General features: G+C 66.0%; 16 protein-coding genes. 4 read left to right on the top strand and 12 right to left on the bottom strand.

Features of this window, described 5'->3' with window-relative positions; genetic code table 11:
* The first annotated feature begins 18 nt into the window (after window positions 1-18).
* A complete protein-coding gene (locus ACE3TQ_RS22180) occupies window positions 19-825 on the top strand; it encodes a DUF4351 domain-containing protein (RefSeq protein WP_374585087.1) in 807 nt (268 codons plus the stop codon).
* A 76-nt stretch (window positions 826-901) separates the two neighbouring features.
* Complete coding sequence (locus ACE3TQ_RS22175; protein ID WP_374585085.1) at window positions 902-1,222, top strand: hypothetical protein; 321 nt, start codon at window positions 902-904, stop codon at window positions 1,220-1,222.
* Between the two features lie 40 nt (window positions 1,223-1,262).
* On the opposite strand, the gene ACE3TQ_RS22170 is transcribed toward ACE3TQ_RS22175, so the two are convergent.
* Window positions 1,263-2,615, bottom strand: a complete 1,353-nt coding sequence (locus ACE3TQ_RS22170; RefSeq protein WP_374585083.1) for a TonB family protein — start codon at window positions 2,613-2,615, stop codon at window positions 1,263-1,265.
* 151 nt (window positions 2,616-2,766) lie between these two features.
* Window positions 2,767-3,795, bottom strand: coding sequence for an MBL fold metallo-hydrolase (locus tag ACE3TQ_RS22165; protein ID WP_374585115.1), 1,029 nt, complete (start codon window positions 3,793-3,795; stop codon window positions 2,767-2,769).
* Between the two features lie 101 nt (window positions 3,796-3,896).
* On the opposite strand from ACE3TQ_RS22165, the gene ACE3TQ_RS22160 reads away from it, so the two are divergent.
* Window positions 3,897-4,517, top strand: coding sequence for a TetR/AcrR family transcriptional regulator (locus ACE3TQ_RS22160; RefSeq protein ID WP_374585081.1), 621 nt, complete (start codon window positions 3,897-3,899; stop codon window positions 4,515-4,517).
* Between the two features lie 253 nt (window positions 4,518-4,770).
* Here ACE3TQ_RS22160 and ACE3TQ_RS22155 read toward each other — a convergent pair whose 3' ends face one another.
* Window positions 4,771-5,865 (bottom strand): WD40/YVTN/BNR-like repeat-containing protein, encoded by a 1,095-nt coding sequence (locus ACE3TQ_RS22155; protein ID WP_374585079.1) that lies wholly within the window; start codon window positions 5,863-5,865, stop codon window positions 4,771-4,773.
* A gap of 1 nt (window position 5,866) precedes the next feature.
* Window positions 5,867-6,124, bottom strand: coding sequence for a MoaD/ThiS family protein (locus tag ACE3TQ_RS22150; RefSeq protein ID WP_374585077.1), 258 nt, complete (start codon window positions 6,122-6,124; stop codon window positions 5,867-5,869).
* Between the two features lie 63 nt (window positions 6,125-6,187).
* On the opposite strand from ACE3TQ_RS22150, the gene ACE3TQ_RS22145 reads away from it, so the two are divergent.
* Window positions 6,188-6,508, top strand: coding sequence for a hypothetical protein (locus ACE3TQ_RS22145; RefSeq protein WP_374585075.1), 321 nt, complete (start codon window positions 6,188-6,190; stop codon window positions 6,506-6,508).
* 5 nt (window positions 6,509-6,513) lie between these two features.
* On the opposite strand, the gene ACE3TQ_RS22140 is transcribed toward ACE3TQ_RS22145, so the two are convergent.
* The 8 genes from ACE3TQ_RS22140 to ACE3TQ_RS22105 form a co-directional block, all read right to left on the bottom strand.
* Entirely contained in the window at window positions 6,514-7,452 is a 939-nt protein-coding gene (locus tag ACE3TQ_RS22140) for a polysaccharide deacetylase family protein (RefSeq protein WP_374585073.1), read from the bottom strand.
* A 22-nt stretch (window positions 7,453-7,474) separates the two neighbouring features.
* On the bottom strand, window positions 7,475-8,767 hold the full coding sequence (locus ACE3TQ_RS22135) for a putative O-glycosylation ligase, exosortase A system-associated (RefSeq protein WP_374585071.1): 1,293 nt from the start codon (window positions 8,765-8,767) through the stop codon (window positions 7,475-7,477).
* A 13-nt stretch (window positions 8,768-8,780) separates the two neighbouring features.
* A complete protein-coding gene (locus ACE3TQ_RS22130) occupies window positions 8,781-10,151 on the bottom strand; it encodes a phenylacetate--CoA ligase family protein (protein WP_374585069.1) in 1,371 nt (456 codons plus the stop codon).
* On the bottom strand, window positions 10,148-11,305 hold the full coding sequence (locus ACE3TQ_RS22125) for a glycosyltransferase family 4 protein (RefSeq protein ID WP_374585067.1): 1,158 nt from the start codon (window positions 11,303-11,305) through the stop codon (window positions 10,148-10,150). Before ACE3TQ_RS22125 ends, ACE3TQ_RS22130 begins: the two co-directional genes overlap by 4 nt.
* The gene (locus tag ACE3TQ_RS22120; RefSeq protein WP_374585113.1) at window positions 11,302-12,516 is read right to left on the bottom strand and encodes a TIGR04063 family PEP-CTERM/XrtA system glycosyltransferase; all 1,215 of its coding nucleotides are present in this window, start codon (window positions 12,514-12,516) and stop codon (window positions 11,302-11,304) included. The genes ACE3TQ_RS22125 and ACE3TQ_RS22120 overlap by 4 nt, the downstream gene beginning before the upstream one ends.
* Before the next feature lie 2 nt (window positions 12,517-12,518).
* Complete coding sequence (locus ACE3TQ_RS22115) at window positions 12,519-14,414, bottom strand: XrtA/PEP-CTERM system amidotransferase (RefSeq protein WP_374585065.1); 1,896 nt, start codon at window positions 14,412-14,414, stop codon at window positions 12,519-12,521.
* Window positions 14,402-15,571 carry a TIGR03088 family PEP-CTERM/XrtA system glycosyltransferase gene (locus ACE3TQ_RS22110; RefSeq protein ID WP_374585063.1) on the bottom strand — a complete coding sequence of 390 codons (1,170 nt, stop codon included), beginning with the start codon at window positions 15,569-15,571 and terminating at the stop codon, window positions 14,402-14,404. Before ACE3TQ_RS22110 ends, ACE3TQ_RS22115 begins: the two co-directional genes overlap by 13 nt.
* A gap of 9 nt (window positions 15,572-15,580) precedes the next feature.
* Window positions 15,581-16,276 (bottom strand): exosortase C-terminal domain/associated protein EpsI (locus ACE3TQ_RS22105; RefSeq protein ID WP_374585061.1); only part of this gene is annotated, 696 nt, incomplete at its 5' end.

The following is a 16,276-nucleotide window of genomic DNA, read 5'->3' as shown; positions in this document are numbered from 1 at the left end:
GCGCTTCCTCGATAAGGGTTGGCCCAGACTGGCTTCGGCGACGCCCCTGCCGGCCGCGTGGCGGACAAACTGGTGGCGGTCCACCTGCTCGACGGCAGCGAACAGTGGATACTGGTGCATATCGAAGTCCAGTCCCAGCGCGACGACGCGTTCGCGCGCCGCATACATTCGTTGAACAACCGGATCTTCGAACAGTACGACCGCCCAGTCGCCAGCCTGGCGGTGCTGGCCGACGACGACTCGCACTGGCGTCCGCACAGTTTCCACAACGACTTGCTCGGCACATCGATGGGCATCACGTTCGCCACCGTCAAGCTGCTCGACTTCGCCGACCGCCAAGAGCAACTGCAGGCATCAAGCAACCCTTTCGCCTTGCTCACACTGGCGCATTTGCTCACGCAGCGCACGAAAGAAAATGCCGCGCAGCGCTACGCTGCCAAATGGCGGCTCACCAGACTATTGTTCCAGCATGGCTGGAGCAAGAAGCGCATAATTATTTTGTTCAAAGCGATCAACTGGATGATGACCTTGCCCGCCGAGCTTGAGAGGCAATACTGGCAGGCAGTCCGCAAAGGGAAACAGGAGCGCAAAATGGAGTACATCAGCTCTCTGGAGCAAATGTTCATCGACAAGGGGCAATTGAAAGGAGCGGCGTTCGTGCTGGCAGAACAACTGAAACAGCGTTTCGGGCCATTGTCGCAAACGACGCAACGCAAGCTGGCCAAAGCCGACTTCGAACAACTCACGGCCTGGAGCAAGGCAGTTCTCGATGCTCAGTCGCTGAAAGAAGTATTCAACACGACCGAATTATCAAAAACGCATTAAACTCTAGCATTCGAACGCATTTTGGCCTAACCTTAGGTTGGTGCCTTACTGAAAGGTTGCTCCTAAGGGTAGATTCGTGGTTTCGTTGAATTCCATCAACTCTCTGCAGAACGCAGTTGCGTTTGCCGAACGCAAAGTTCAGCAAGGGCGCGACCAGGTCGCGCAGGATGAGGATCGCCTCGACGAAAGCCGCGCCGCGCTCGAACGCAACGAGCAGGAACTCAGCCGCACCGAGCTTGAACGCAACCGTGCCCAGGCCGCCGCCACACCCACGCTGGCCACCCCGCGCCTCGACCGCGCCATCGAACAACGCGTACCACCCGACGCCCTGCCGAAACCGCCCACCCTCAACACCCTGGGCCAGACGATCGGCAAGCTGATCAACGTCGAAGCCTGATTAGGTTCCTTCTGTTTAAGCGCGCCAGCGCCGACATGGCTTACTGAGGCAAAGGTTCGCCTAGCCGTAGCAGGGCTTGGCGCGCCCGCACATGACCGCCTTGCGCCGCCGAGCGATACAGTTCCCTGGCACGCTGCAAATCCGGCGCCACGCCACGCCCCAGCTCAAACCGCTCGCCCAGCATGTAGCGTGCGGCAGGCATTGTCATTTTCTGCAACCACTCAACAGCGCGCGCCGTTGTCGCCGCGTCGCCCGAATCCAGCATCATTTCAGCCATGGCAAGATACGCTTGCTCAATACCGCCGCGCCCGGCCTTGCCATACCATTCGAACGCCTCTTTTTCGTTGCGCGGTGTGCCCTCGCCGACTTGCAACAGGCGGGCCAGGGCAAACTGCGCGCTCGAGAAATTATGTTCGGCGGCTTTACGCAACCATCGGACCGCCCGTGCCGGGTCGCGGACGGTACCGTTGCCCGTCAGGTAAGCCACGCCCAGCGCTTCCTGGGCGTCCGCCATTCCCGCCTCCGCAAGTGGGAGCAGCGCCTGCAAGGCTGCCACGCCGTCTTTCGCGATCAGGCTGTTTCCACCTTTGAGCTGGTACAGGGCCATTTGGTAGCGCGCGTCGGCCTTACCCTGCTCAATGCCGGACTGCAAGCCGGCCAGGATAGCGCTGTCCTCTTTCGGGTCGCCTTCGAGCGTCCAGACATATTGCATCCGTTGCCATCCAGCCTGCGGCACGCCGTTAGCTGTTGCCGGCTTGAAGCGGCAGCGCTCAATTCCCTCCAGCGCGGCAAAGTCCAACAGCGGATACCCACTGGTGAGCAGCACTTCGGAATCGTGCACCGTGCCGTCCACACCGATCAGGAACCTTAGTGTCACGGTACCAGTTTGCTCCTCGCGCAAGGCTTGCTTGGGCCAGATCGGCTTGTGGCAAGTAGCAAAATTCACCTGGGCGGGCTTACGTTGGATCGGCGGCGCCGGCGGGGGTACCACGGTTCCCGATGCGATCGTTTCGGGCGTGGCAGAAGCAGCCGTCGGCTTGATACTGGTGGGAGTAACCTTGGCCGCGTAGCCCGCTGCCTGCCATTTGCCGGCCAATGCTGGCGCCTTCAATTCGCATTTTTCCAAAGCGCGCAGCGCGGCGCCATCCACTGCTGCACTTCCACTGGGTCGCGTTACTTCTGCCTGTGCCACCTTGCCGTCCTTCGTGAGCCGGAACAACACCATCACAAACCCGTTGCCGAGCGGCGCATCAATTGCGAGATCCGGCCTGGCACAGGCGTTCAACTGCGCCTCGACGCTTTGATCGCTTTCGACGATCCAGCCGGGTTGGCCCGCGAGGGCTGGCAAGCAGGTAAAACCCAGCGCAATTGATATCAGGTTGTTCAGCTTCATGGCTTCGTTGGCAAATGTGTAATTGCCAACTTTACCACATGGGCTAGATGCCGCCAATCAACGGGAATTTCCCACAGGGGCGTTATTTTTTGGTGCTTGCGGTGGCATTTGCCGCGCTGGGGTCGGGCCGGCACCTGGGCGCCGCCACAAACTAAGGAAGTGCTGGTACGGTTGCATGGTCATTCCTTTCCTGGGGACGCCACCAGGCTCCGGTCGGGTGGGGGGCGGCAATGGACAACGGCTCGCCGATCACGGGCGTGGCCAAAGTTTGTCCACGTGCTGCCGCCAGGGCGGTGATTTGTTCGAACGGGTCATCCCAGCTGTGCATGGCCAGGTCGAAGGTGCCGTTATGGATCGGCAGCATGACTTTGCCGCGCAGGTCGATGTGCGCCTGCAGGGTTTCCCGTGGCTGCATATGGATATCCGGCCACTGCGGATCGTAGGCGCCTGTTTCCATCAGTGTCAGGTCGAAGGGACCGAACCTGTCGCCAATTTCCCTGAATCCCTTGAAATAGCCAGTATCGCCGGAGAAGAACAGGCGCAGGTCGCCACTCTCGATGACCCAGGAAGCCCACAGAGTCTTGTTGCCGTCGAACAGGCCGCGCCCGGAGAAGTGCTGGGCCGGGGTGGCGGTCAGCTTCAGGCTGCCGGCGGAGACCGATTCCCACCAACCCAGCTGGCGCACTTTATCCACCGGGATGCCCCAGGACACCAGGGTGTCGCCCACGCCGAGCGGGGCCAGGAATACTTCCGTCTTGGCTGCCAGCGCGCGCACGGCGTCGTAATCAAGATGGTCGTAGTGGTTATGCGACAGGATCACGCCCTTGATTGGCGGCAACTCCGCAATGCTGATCGGCGGCGCGTGGAAACGTGCCGGGCCAGCCCACTGCACCGGCGAAGCGCGCTGGGAGAACACGGGATCGGTCAGCCAGAACTCGCCATTGAGCTTGAGCAAAATGGTGGAGTGGCCCAGGCGGTACACGGTATTGTCAGGCGCAGCCAGCAATTGCGCCTGAGTGAGTACTTGCACAGGCAACACCTGTGAGGGCACGGTGTTGGCCGGCTTATTAAAGGTGAAGTCCCAGAAAATCTTCAGCGTTTTCAGGAAGCCCGGCTGCTGGCGCGGTGCTTCGTTCTGGAATGCCGGGCGGGTGTCCGCAGCGTAGGCGAGGCAAGTCATGGTCAGGATCGCTCCAATCAGCAGGGTTCGTTTCGTCATAACACTACACAGTGTAGTTTCTGTTTTGAGGAAAGTAAACTACCCGGTGTAAAATATTCTGCATGAACCCACCAGACAAACTGACCGACCGCAAACGCGCCGCCATCACCACTGCGGCCATCGCCGAATTCCGCGCGCGCGGTTTCGAAGCCACCAGCATGGACCGCATCGCCGCCGCCGCCGGCGTCTCCAAACGCACGGTGTACAACCACTTCCCCAGCAAGGACGACCTGTTCGAGCACATCCTGCAGGAACTGTGGGACTGCAGCGCCGCGCTGAATGCCATCGGCTACCGTCAGGGCCAGCCGCTCAAGCCGCAGCTGATGGAGTTGATGCGCCAGAAGATGGCGATGCTGCGCGACCCCTATTTCCTGGACCTGGTACGGGTGGCGATCGCCGAAGCCATCCACGCGCCGCAGCGCGCCGGCGATATGGTGGCCAAGCTGGGCAAGAAGGAGGAAGGCGTGGCGACCTTCCTGCGCGCGGCGCAGGAGGATAAGGTGCTGAAGGCGGGCGACCCGGCCTTCATGTCGCACATGCTGCAGGGGCAGCTGAAGAGTTTCGCGCTGTGGCCGCAAGTGGCCATGGGCAAGGCACCGCTGACGGCCGAGGAGCAGGAGGCTGTGCTCACCGCCACGGTCGAGATGTTCCTCGCCTATTACGGCGTGCCAGCGCAAAATTGAAAGATAATTTCAAAAGTATCGATAGTTTGAAATTTTATTGCAAAATGCAGCGCCGGATAAAACATGCCGCCGCAGGGTCCTATACCGAGCATCAGCCAATCCGGTTGACGACCCTGGAAGAAAGGACTGCATATGCCTCCCAACGACTGGCGCATTTGGCTCGTTGCTTGCCTGATGCTGCTGCTGGCTAGCTGCCGCTAAGCGCACTGCCCGGCCACCTGGCCGGGCTTTCCCCATCATTTGCGCCACCGGCTCACGCAGCGTTGAAGCGCACCGCGTACACCGGCGGCAAGGTGGTGGAAATGGTTTGCCAGTGTTCGCCGCCATTGGTGGAGAGCCAGGCGCCGCCGGTGGTGGAGGCCATCAGCAAGGTCTTGCCATCATCGGCCACCGCCAGGCCATGGCGGTACACCAGGTCGTAGCAGTGCTCCTGCGGCAAACCGCCGCGCAGGGTGCTGAAACTGGCGCCGCCATCGCTGGTTCGGTTGACCGCCAGCGCGGCATCGACCGGCACCCGCTGCTGGTCGGCCACGGCCGGCGCGAACCAGGCCGTGTTGCCGTCGCGCGGATGCACCGCCACCGCAAAACCGAAGCTCGATAGCGGTGCGGTCACTTCTTCCCACGATGCGGCATTGTCGCGCGAGCGCCAGATGCCGCAATGGTGCTGGCACCACAGCATGTCCGGCTCGGCGGCGCAGCGCACGATGCGGTGCGCGTCCTGGATCGCGCCAGCATCCTGCATTTCAGGCGGCATATAGCGTGCTTTCATGCCGCTGGCGCGCAGCTGCCAACTGGCACCGCCATCCTGGGTAAGCCAGGCGCCGCCGCAGGACACGGCCACCAGCACGGAATTGCTGTCGCGCGGGTCGACACAGATGCTGTGGATGCCGGGCACGTCGTAGCCGCCGCCCATCCATTGCAAGCGTTCCGGCGCATTCCACAGCGATTCCACCAGCTGCCAGCTGTCGCCGCGGTCATTCGAGCGGAACAGGCCGCCCGGCAACGTGCCGGCCCACAGCACGCCCGGCTGGTCGGGCCCGCCCGCTTCCAGCGCCCAGACCTGTTTGAGGGTCCAATCGGCGGGGTCCGTGCTGTCTTCCGGCTTGGGCGGATAGGCCGGCACGGCGATCTCGCTCCAGCTGTCGCTGCCGGCATCGCGCCGGTGCAGCTTGGCGCCGAAGTGGCCCAGGTTCAGGCAAGCGTAGGTGGCGCCATCGCGCGCATCGTGCAGCACCATCGAGACCGGATCGCCGAAGAAGGATTTGCCCTCCTCCAGCTGCCATTCGCCGTTGCGGTAGGCCAGCTCGAACAGGCCCTTCCGGGTTGCAAGGTAAGCGCGGTCAGCCATGTCATCCTCCGGATAAGGCTTGCAGCACATAAATCTGGGAATCGGCGCGCACGGGCTCGTCCAGTCCGCAGCGCTTGCCGTCGATGAACACCACCACATTCGCGCGCAAGCGGCCCTGCTCATCCAGGACATACGCCCCCAGGCGCGGGTTGGCGGCAAAGGCCCCATCCAGCGCGGCACGCAAGGTGGCCGCCTGCGTCTCCAGTGTCGGAACCGGCAGGAAGCGCGCCAACTGCTGGGTAAATATGATCTGGGCCATGGGAAGGGCCATTCTAGCGCGAGTTGGCCTACAATGGCCTCATGTGCACGACCGGAGCAACGCATGGGTATCACCCCGCAGGAACTCGAGCTGCTGATGCACGAGGTGGAGCAGGAAGATCCGATCGATTTCGCCGACCTGCCCTTCGATGAACAGGATTTGCGCAACCTGGTGGCCACCCACCTGTGTGAAATGGCGGACGCCATGGAAGCTTTCAGCGAGGAGGACCGGCGCCTGACCTTGCTGGCCGTGGCGGCCAAGCTGGTGCTGGAAAACCTGGTGCTGCACGTGCAGCTGCTGCGGCGCCACGGCCTGCCGCTGAACGAGCAGACCGCCGCCTTGCTGTCGCGCCTGCGCAAGGGCGAAGACGGCAGCCAGGAGTAGCCTGCTTACACGCGCTCGGCCGGCTGCAGCATATTGCGCGCCATGCGCAGGCTGAACTTGCCCATGCCCTGGTCCCACGGCGTAAAGCGCGGCAGCTGGAACCAGTCGGTCTCGCCGCGGCTGGCGCCCCAGGAAGTCGAGACCGCGGCATCAAAGCCCAGCTCGCGCACCATGGCCACGTGCTCGGCCAGGTAATCCTGCCCCGGCTTGCCGTTCGGGTAAGCGAACAAGCGCACCGGCGCATCGAGCGCCGCCTCCAGCGCCGCCTTGCCCTGCGCGATTTCGCGCCGTGCCTCGGCGCCGTCCAGGCGCGCCAGGATCGGGTGGTTCACGGTGTGGCCGCCGATGCCCATGCCGGCCGCGTGCAGCTGGCGCAGCTGCGCCGTCGTCATCATCAAGTCTTGCGGCAGCACGGCGCCCGACAGCTGCGCCAGTTTCTCCACCTGTTCCAGGCGCTGCGCCATCGGCAGGTATTTGAGCTGGCCGATCAGGGCACTGATGGCCTGGCGCTTCTGCTCCCAGCTGCCGATGGCATGGCGTCCCAGGCCCAGTGGGCTGGCATCGAGCACCTCGCCCGGCGCGCGCCGCACCGTTTCGATCACGGTGTCGTTCCACATGCGGCCGCCGTCCAGGAAACCGGTGGCGATGAAGAAGCTGGCATGCAGGCCGTGCTGCTGCAGCACAGGCAGCGCCACCTCGGCGTTGTCGGCATAGCCGTCGTCGAAGGTGATGCAGGCGCTGCGCGCCGGCAGCCGGCCTTGCGCCGCCAGCTGCACCGCCTCCAGCAGCGGCAGCACGTTGAAACGCGATTTGAGCCAGGCCAGCTGGCGCTCGAACTGCGCGCGGTGCACTTCGCCCGGGAACAGCTGGTCCTGTTCCGGCAGCACACGGTGGTAGATCAGGATCGCCGGGGCACGCTTGCCGCCGCCGGACAGCAGGGACAAGGCGCCCCGCTCCAATTGCCGCTTAAGCCACACTGTGCGCCTCCTTTTCCTGCTCCTGCATCTTTTGCACGGTCTGCTCCTTCAGCGTGCGTTCCACCAGCAGGCGGGTCGCCACCATGATCACCATGATGTAGTACGGCACATCGAAATAGGCCAGGCTCAGGAAGGCGCCGCCCACCATGAAGCCGATCAGGCTGACCTGCAGCATGCGCACCAGGCGCGTCGCCCATTCCATGTCCGGCAGCTTGCCGGCATTGTTGATCACCCAGCTGCCGTTGCGCCAGACCACCAGGTACATGCCCAGGTACAGCAGCAAGCCGACATAGCCATGCTCGCCCAGGACCTGGAAGTAGATGCTGTGCGCGGCGTGGATATCATCCGGGATCGGCGCGTACATGCTGAAGATTTCCGCGTTGTAGATCTGCAGCCCGCCGCCGGTGAAGGGGTGGTCGGCCGCCAGGTTGATGGCCATGCGCCAGGCGTTGATGCGCCCCATGGCCGAGCCATCCTGTTCGTAGTTGTTGATGGTGTCGATGCGGTTGTGCCATTGGTCGGGCATGAACACCAGCGCCAGCGGCGCCAGCAGCACCAGCAGCGCGCCCAGCTTCACCTTCTCATGGCTCTTCAGCCAGAGGAAGGCCAGCATCGCCGCCAGCGCCAGCGCCGCGCCGCGCGAGTAGGAGCCGAGCGAGGCCAGCGCGCACAAGCCGGCCGACAGCCACATGGCGCGCTTGCCCCAGCGGTTGGCAATCAGCGGGATCAGGAACAGCATCAGCGGCACCACCATGATCAGCGCCAGCGCCACTTCGTTGTTACCCTCGATGAAGGTGCCGGACGGCCCCCACACGCGATAGGCGCCGCCGCTGCGGATGGTGAAAATGCCGCCCTTCACCCCGTAGTAGCCGAGCGAAATGACGACGATCCACACCAGCATCTCGATTTCCTTGCGGGTGCGCACCAGCATCGACACCACCAGCGTCATGCCCATGATCTTGACGATCTTGTTCATCAGCGGCCAGGGGTCCTGCGGACCGATGGCAAACACGCAGGTGACGCCAATCCAGGCGGTGAAGGCCAGGAGCATCCAGGTCAGCCCGGTCTTCGGGAAGTACACCTCCTTCGGCTTGGCCATCATGGCCAGGATGGTGGTGCCGGCGATGATGGCTGCGAACGGCATGTTCTGGGCGAAGCCCCAGCTCTGGGTGTGCGGGTTCATCACGCTGATCCAGATCCACAGCACGGCGCCGTAGAAGGGCCGCTTGAAAATGAAGGGCAGCGAGGCGAAGACGATCAGCGTCAGGATTATGTCGCGCATGTCGCCTCCGGGCTTACTTGGTCAAGGCGTTCCATGGGGTCTCCAGCTTGGTCACGCAGTAGCGGTACTTGCCGCTTTTCTCCGGCAGGATCTCGGGCACCAGCTCGACATCGATCCTGACCTGCTTGCCCATGCGGGCGTGGAAGCCGGCTTCGATGCCCTGGCGCGCACGTTCGTTGAACTGGCCGTCGTACACGATCTGCACCCGGGTCCAGTCCAGCGTCTCCTGGATTACCTTGAAGGCGCGCACCTCCGGCAGGTCGCGCATGATGTAGGCCAGCGCGGCGCTGTGGATCAGGGTGCCGTCCTGGTTGATCAGGAAGTCGGTGGTGCGGCCGTGGATTTCCTTCAGCACCGGCAGCGTGCGGCCGCAGCTGCACGCTTCGCTATCGAGCGCGCCGACGTCGCCGGTGCGGTAGCGGATGAAGGGGAAATCGCCCGACTGCAGGTGGGTCACCACGATCTCGCCCGATTCGCCGGGCGGCAGCTGGCGCCCTTCCGGGTCCAGCACTTCGATCACGATGTCTTCGCTGGTGATGTGCAGCTTGCCGGCCGGGCACTGGTGGGCGATGAAGCCGGAATCGCGGCCGCCGTAACCGTTGGCCACCGGGCAGCCGAACACGCGCTCGATCTGCTCGCGCTGCGACGGGTACAGGCATTCGGAGGTGACGAAGGCGACGCGGATGCCCAGCTGGTCGAGGCGGATGCCCTTGTCTTCGGCATGCGCGGCGATGCGCGCCAGCACGGTCGGGTAGCCGAACAGCATTTTCGGCTTGCGCTGGCGGATGCGTTCGACGTGCCCATCGAGCCCGGCTTCGGTGGTGGCGAAGGCCGACATCAGCTCGGTGCGCATCAGGGTGTCGCGCACCATGCGCACGCGGTCCTGCGCGCTCAGTTCGATGGGCGAGCCCCAGATCACGATTTCGCGGTCGCCGATGTCGACGTTCCACCAGCGCGTGGCGCGCCATTTGGCGGCCACGTCGTGGCTGACGCGGTGGCGCCCAACGTAGAAAGTCAGCGGCGCGCCGGTCGAGCCGCCGGTGTTGTAGCGCACCAGGTTCTGCGCATTGTCGGCCTTCAGCGTCTCGATGTTGGCGCGGATGGCGGCTTTGTCCAGCAGCGGCAGCCGCACCAGGTCGGCGATGCCGCTGAAGTCGCGCGCCGCGTCGAAACCGGCGCGGGCAAAGGCATCGCGGTAGTACGGCACGTGCTGCTGCGCGTGCAGCAGCAGCGCGCGCAGGCGCTCGTGCTGCAGCTGCTGCAGCTTGGGCAGCGGCCAGTATTGGGTTTGCTCCATATGGCGGCGCACCGCCACGCTGCTGTGCTTTTTCAGCTTTTCATGCAGCGGGAACAGGACGCCGGATACCAGGGCGGTGTAAATCATGGGCGGCGCCCTCCTTTGCTTGCCAGCGCCTGCCGGTACACGTCGAACAGGCGCGGTTTGATACTGCTCCATGCATATTGCGCAACGCTGGCGCGGCCGGCGCTGCGCAGCGCCGCCGCCAGCGCGGGATCGGCGGCCAGGCGCAGCACGGCTTGCGCCATGGCGGCCGGATTGGCGGGCGGCACCAGCAGCGCGGTGGCGCCGTCTTCCACGATATACGGCACGCCGCCGACATTGGTGCTCACCACCAGGGTGCCGCTGGCCAACGCTTCCAGCACGGAATTGGGCATATTGTCGATCAGGCTGGGGTTCAGCATGATGTCGGCCTGGCGGTACAGGGCCGGCATATCAGCGGTGTCGACGCGGCCGGTGAAGTGCACCGCGTCCGCCACCCCCAGTTCACGCGCCAGCAGCTCCAGCTCGCTGCGCAGCGGGCCGGAGCCGGCCACCGTCAGCTGCGCGTCGGGATGCGCCTGGCGCACCTGGGCGAAGGCGCGCAGTGCGCTGGCGTTGTCGTACAGGTCTTCCAGGTTGCGCGCCACCAGCAAGCGCAGGCCGCCCGGCGCGCGCGGCGCGGCGTCGGCGCTGAAGCGCTCCAGGTTGATGATGTTGGGCACGATCACCGAGCCGATGCCGTGCTGGCCGAAGACATGCGCCAGGAAGCCGGACGGCACCGCCAGCGCGGCGCAGCGGCGCAGGCTGGGGCGCATCCAGGCCGCGGCCTGTTTCAGGAAATTGGCGGCCTCGCCGCCCCGGTAATTGACCACCACGGGCGTGCCGCGCAGGTGGGCGATCCAGATCGCCGGCGCGGCGAACAGGTGCCAGGACCAGCCGGAATTGGCCATCACATGGAACACCTGCGCGCGGCCGGCGGCGCGCCACAGCGCGCCCAGGTAGGGCAGCATGCGGAACAGCGCGCGCACGCCGCGCAGCTTGCCGGCCCAGGCCGGGCGGTACGGCGCGTTGGTCTGGACGAAATCGACTTCCATGCCGGCCTCGCGCAGCAGGCCGGCCAGCTGCAAGGCCTGGTTGGCCATGCCGCCCGACGGCGGCGGCAGCGGCCCGACCAGCGCGATGCGGCGCACCTCAAGCGCGGCGCGCGCGCCGGCGCCGGGCGCAGTGGAAGGCGCGGCGGCCTGCAGCGGCGCGTTCATGCCAGCGCCTTCTCCGTGATGCTGCCGTACACGTTGCGGTAGCGCGCCACGCTGGCAGTCCAGTTGCGCTCCTGCTCCACGAAGCGCCGCCCCAGCAGGCGGAATTCCTGCCACTTGTGCGGCGCCTCCAGCAGCGCCAGCACCTGCTTCGACAGGGCCTGCGCATCGCCGGCGGCAAACAGCACGCCGGTGCGGCCGTCTTCGATCAGTTCCTTGTGGCCGCCCACGTCGGACGCCACCATCAGGCGGCCCTGGGCCATGGCCTCCAGCGGCTTCAAGGGCGTGACCAGGTCGGTCAGGCGCATCTTGTGGCGCGGGTAGCACAGCACGTCCACCAGGTTGTAGTAGCGCTGCACTTCGCTGTGCGGCACGCGCCCGGTGAACAGCACCTTGTCCTCGATGCCGAGCGCCTTGGCCTGCGCCCGCAGCGCCGCGTCCTGCGGCCCGCCGCCCACCAGCAGCACGCGGATCTCGGGGCGCTGGGCCAGCATGGCCGGCAGCGCGTTGAGCAGGATATCCAACCCTTCGTAGGCGTAGAAGGAGCCGATGAAGCCCAGCACCGTCTTGCCCTCCAGCCCCAGCCTGGCCGCCAGTTCCTCGTCGCGCGCGCCGCCCACGGCGAAGTCGCCGATATCGACCGCGTTCGGGATCACTTCGATCTTGCGCGCCGGGATGCCGCGCCCGATGATTTCCGTGCGCAGCCCTTCGCAGATGGTGGTGGCGGCATCGACCCGCTGCAGCGCCCAGGTTTCCATGGCGCGCGTCAGGCGGTAGCGCAGGCCCCACTCCTTGCTGGTGCCGTGATCGACCGCCGCGTCCTCCCAGAAGGCGCGGATCTCGTACACCACCGGGATGCCCAGCTTCTTGCCGACGCGCAGCGCCGCCACCGCATTCAGGGCCGGCGAGTGGGCGTGCAGCACGTCCGGCTTCACTTCCTTCGCTACTTCCAGCAGGCGCGCCGCCAGGGCGTCGATCACCGCCACCTGGTTCAGCACCGGCAGCCTGGCCAGGGGGCCGCTGGCCGGCGGCGTGCGGTAGAACTCCAGGCCGTCCACCGTCTCGCGCGGCGCGGCGCAGGCGCCCTGCTTGGGGCTGGTGATGTGGAAGGTCTGCCAGCCCAGCGCGCGCTGGGCCTGCAGGATGGAGCGCGTGCGGAACGTATAGCCGCTGTGCAGCGGGATCGAATGGTCCAGCACGTGCAGGATACGGATACTCATGCCTGCATCTCTTTTTTCAGGAAGGCTTCAAACATCAGCAGGGTCCAGATCGGCGCGCTGTAGTCGCGCCGGCCGGACAGGTGCTGCTCCACGATCTCGCGCAGGAAGGCCTGGTTGAACATGCCGGTATCGGCCAGGGTCGGGCCCAGCAGGGCCTGCTGCACGCGCGCGCGCAGCGGGCCGCGGAACCAGGACGCCAGCGGCACGGCGAAGCCCTGCTTCTTGCGGTACAGGATGTCGTGCGGCAGGTACTTTTCCATCGCCTTCTTGAAGATGTACTTGCCCTCGCTGCCCTTCAGCTTCATCTCCGGCGGCAGGCCGGAAATCCACTCCACCAGCTTGTGGTCCAGCAGCGGCACCCGCACTTCCAGCGCGTGCGCCATCGAGGCGCGGTCGACCTTGGTCAGGATGTCGCCCGGCAGGTAGGTCTTCATGTCCAGGTACTGGATCATCGACAGCGGATCGTCGGTCGGCGAATTGGCGACGTGGCCGCGCATCACCTCGATCGCGCTGTAGCCCTGCAGGCCGGCGCGGAACTGGTCCGAGAACAGGCGCGCGCGCATGGCGTCGGACATGATCGACACGCCATGGAAATAGCCCTCGACCAGGTCGCGCGACAGCGCCTCGAACGTAGTCTTGGCGCGGAACACGCGCGGCGCCCAGTCGGCCTTCGGGTAGACGCGGCCCAGGGTGCCGAACACCGGCTTGCGCAGGAAGTCGGGGATGCGGCCGCGCACGCTCTGCTCCGCCATCGCGTAGCGGTAGCGGCGGTAGCCGGCCAGGTTCTCGTCGCCGCCGTCGCCCGACAGCGCCACCGTCACACGCTTGCGCGCCAGCTGGCACACGCGGTAGGTCGGGATCGCCGAACTGTCGGCGTACGGCTCGTCGTACAGGCCGGCCAGGGTGTCGAGCAGGCCGTAGTCGTCGGTATCGACGGTTTCCACGAAGTGGTCGGTCTTGTACTGCTGCGCCACCCGCAGCGCGTACTCCGATTCGTCGAAGGCCTTGTCCTGGAAGGCGATCGAACAGGTGTGCACGGCGCCCTCGTCCAGGCCGGCCATCATCGCCACCACGGCCGACGAGTCGACCCCGCCCGACAGGAAGGCGCCCAGCGGCACTTCCGCCACCAGGCGGATCTTCACCGCCTCGCGCAGGCGCTCCACCAGCTCGCCCTGGGCGTCGCTTTCGGTCATCTTCTCGTGCAGCTTGAACGGCACGTCCCAGAACTGCTCCGGCTGCGCCAGCGGCGCGCCCACTTTCTGCGTCAGGCGGAAGCCGGGCGACAGTTTGAGCGCGCCCAGGTAGATGGTCTTCGGCTCCGGCACGTAGCCGTAGGCGAAGTAGTCCTCCACCGCGCGCGGGTCGATCGCGCGCGGCAGCGACGGGTGCATGCGCAGCGCTTTCAGCTCGGAGCTGAAGGCGAACCAGCCGTCCGGCGTCATGGCGTAGTACAGCGGCTTCACCCCCAGGCGGTCGCGCGCCAGGAACATCACCTGCTTGTTGCGATCCCACAGGCCGATGGCGAACATGCCGCGGAAGTGGTGCACGCAATCCTCGCCCCATTCTTCCCAGGCGTGCACGATCACTTCCGTGTCGCTCCTGGTCTTGAAGGTGTGGCCCAGCGCTTTCAGCTCCGCGGTCAGCTCGCGGTAGTTGTAGATCTCGCCGTTGTAGCAGACCATCACGCTGCCGTCCTCGTTGCCGAGCGGCTGCTGGCCCTGGGCGATGTCGATCACCGACAGCCGGCGGTGGCCGAAGCCGACGCCCGGTTCGATGTAGATGTCGCCCTCGTCGGGGCCGCGATGGTGCTGGGTGTCGTTCATGCGGCGCAGCAGCGCCTCATCCACCGCGCGCCCGCCGCGCGCATCCAAGATCCCTGTTATTCCGCACATGTTGGTACTGGCTTCCTGATTTTGAGCTTGCGTTCGCACAAGCTGTCGTACATATCCTGGTAGGCGGCCACCATGGCCGGCATGCTGTACTTGCGCAGCACCCTTTCCCGCCCTGCCCTGCCGTGGCGGCGCGCAAGCTCCGGCGCCTCCACATAGTGTTTCAGCGCCGCCGCCATGGACGCCGCGTTGGACGGCGGCACCAGCTGGCCGGTGACGCCGTTGTCGATCACTTCCGGTATGCCGCCCACGCGCGTGCCCACCACCGGCAGGCCGCTGGCCATCGCTTCCAGCGCCGAGCCGGGCGTGCCCTCGGCGATCGAGGACATGGCGAAGACGTCGAAGCTGCGCAGGATGTCGGGCACGTCGTTGCGCGCCCCCGGCAGCCACACCGCATCGGCGGCGCCGGCGGCGGCTGCCTTGTCGCGCAGCGCCTGCAGCAGCGGGCCGTCGCCGACCACGGCCAGGCGCAGCCTCTGGCGCAGCTGCGGCAGCTGCTCGCGCAGCAGCAGGAAGGCGTCCAGCAGGGTGGCGTGGTCCTTCACGTCCTGCACCCGGCCCACGGTGCCGATCACGATGTCGTCCGCGGCGAAGAAGGGGCGCGCTTCGCCGTCGGCGCGCACGCGGAAGCGCTCGGCGTCGATGCCGTTGGCCAGCAGGCGGCTCTTGGCGGCCGGCACCCCGATCACGCCGCGGTTCCACACTTCCATGGCGGCCGAATTGGCGTAGCACACGTCGTAGAACGGCAGCATCAGGCGGCGCAGGAAATTGTGCTTGCGGTTGGTGCCGTGCGGGTCGGTGTGGTCGCGCCCGTGGGCGCCGTTGACGCGCACCGGCACCCCGGCCAGCAGCGCGGTCGGCGCATACTCGATGGCCGAGAAGTTATAGGTGTGCAGCACGGCCGGCTGCAGCTGGCGCAGCAGGCGCCACAGCACGGCGTGCGTGCCCAGCGACAGGCCGGGCTGCTTGCCCAGCGTGTGCACGCTGACGCCGGCCTTGCTGATGCGCTTGACGAAGTCGGGGTTGACGCGCGTCAGGCAGACGATGGCGTGGCGGTAGCGCTCGGCCGGCATGCGGTTGATGCGTTCGACCATGAGGTTTTCCATGCCGCCGAAATCAAGCGCATACGTCAGGTGGACGATGAGGGGAATGTCGTTCATGGCCGGGAATCAGGGGCGCCGGTTGCTGGCCAGGGCCTGGTCCAGCGGCTTGAGGTTGCTATCCAGGAAGGCCCGCAGGGCGGCGCGCGCCACGGCCGGGTCTTCGTCGTAAGGCGAGAATACCATCACGGCCGCACCGTCGCCGCTGCCGCCCATCAATTTCTCTTTAACTTGTAACAATTTGCCAACGTAGTTGCTGCTGGTCATGTTGCCATTGATCCAGTACCACTGCCACACCAGCAGGCGCCGCCCGTCCACGCCCAGCAGGCCTTCGCGCACGGCCATGGTGCGCCCGCCGATGCGCTCGTCGCGCAGGGCCACGCTGTTCTCGCGCCACGGGCTCTTGGCGTCGCTGAAGCGGTTGATCGAGCTGATCATCTTTTCGCCGCCCGGCACGTCGCGGTAGTACAGCACGGCCAGGCCGACCGGCGGCGTGCCGGCAAAGGCCTGGCGCAGGCTGCCCGTAGCCGGGGCGAAGGCCGGCTGCCAGCTGGTGAATTCCTGCGCCGCGCCGGCGGCCGGCCAGGCCAGCTGCACCGGCGGCGCCGCCGTGGCGCCCTGCTCGGCGCGCGCGGCCCACAGCGGCCAGGCCGCCAGCGCCAGCAGCACCGCGCCCGCCGCGCCCAGCAGCGGGCGCCAGGCCAGCGGCTGCGCGGCGCGCAGCGGCGCCGGCGTGCTGGCCGGCTGGCGGTGGTCTTCGCGCCA

Origin of the sequence: Pseudoduganella sp. (assembly GCF_041914865.1) — a bacterium.
Taxonomy (GTDB): domain Bacteria; phylum Pseudomonadota; class Gammaproteobacteria; order Burkholderiales; family Burkholderiaceae_D; genus Rugamonas.
The sequence above is the reverse complement of the archived record's forward strand: the minus strand, read 5'-3'. Positions and strand labels throughout refer to the sequence as shown.

What these genes read in the sequence shown, in the direction of transcription:
- ACE3TQ_RS22130 (WP_374585069.1), bottom strand. Translation starts at nt 10,151, where the DNA reads ATGATTTACACCGCCCTGGTATCCGGCGTCCTGTTCCCGCTGCATGAA.
- ACE3TQ_RS22155 (WP_374585079.1), bottom strand. Translation starts at nt 5,865, where the DNA reads ATGGCTGACCGCGCTTACCTTGCAACCCGGAAGGGCCTGTTCGAGCTG.
- ACE3TQ_RS22125 (WP_374585067.1), bottom strand. Translation starts at nt 11,305, where the DNA reads ATGAACGCGCCGCTGCAGGCCGCCGCGCCTTCCACTGCGCCCGGCGCC.
- ACE3TQ_RS22150 (WP_374585077.1), bottom strand. Translation starts at nt 6,124, where the DNA reads ATGGCCCAGATCATATTTACCCAGCAGTTGGCGCGCTTCCTGCCGGTT.
- ACE3TQ_RS22110 (WP_374585063.1), bottom strand. Translation starts at nt 15,571, where the DNA reads ATGAACGACATTCCCCTCATCGTCCACCTGACGTATGCGCTTGATTTC.
- ACE3TQ_RS22160 (WP_374585081.1), top strand. Translation starts at nt 3,897, where the DNA reads ATGAACCCACCAGACAAACTGACCGACCGCAAACGCGCCGCCATCACC.
- ACE3TQ_RS22170 (WP_374585083.1), bottom strand. Translation starts at nt 2,615, where the DNA reads ATGAAGCTGAACAACCTGATATCAATTGCGCTGGGTTTTACCTGCTTG.
- ACE3TQ_RS22115 (WP_374585065.1), bottom strand. Translation starts at nt 14,414, where the DNA reads ATGTGCGGAATAACAGGGATCTTGGATGCGCGCGGCGGGCGCGCGGTG.
- ACE3TQ_RS22145 (WP_374585075.1), top strand. Translation starts at nt 6,188, where the DNA reads ATGGGTATCACCCCGCAGGAACTCGAGCTGCTGATGCACGAGGTGGAG.
- ACE3TQ_RS22165 (WP_374585115.1), bottom strand. Translation starts at nt 3,795, where the DNA reads ATGACTTGCCTCGCCTACGCTGCGGACACCCGCCCGGCATTCCAGAAC.
- ACE3TQ_RS22135 (WP_374585071.1), bottom strand. Translation starts at nt 8,767, where the DNA reads ATGCGCGACATAATCCTGACGCTGATCGTCTTCGCCTCGCTGCCCTTC.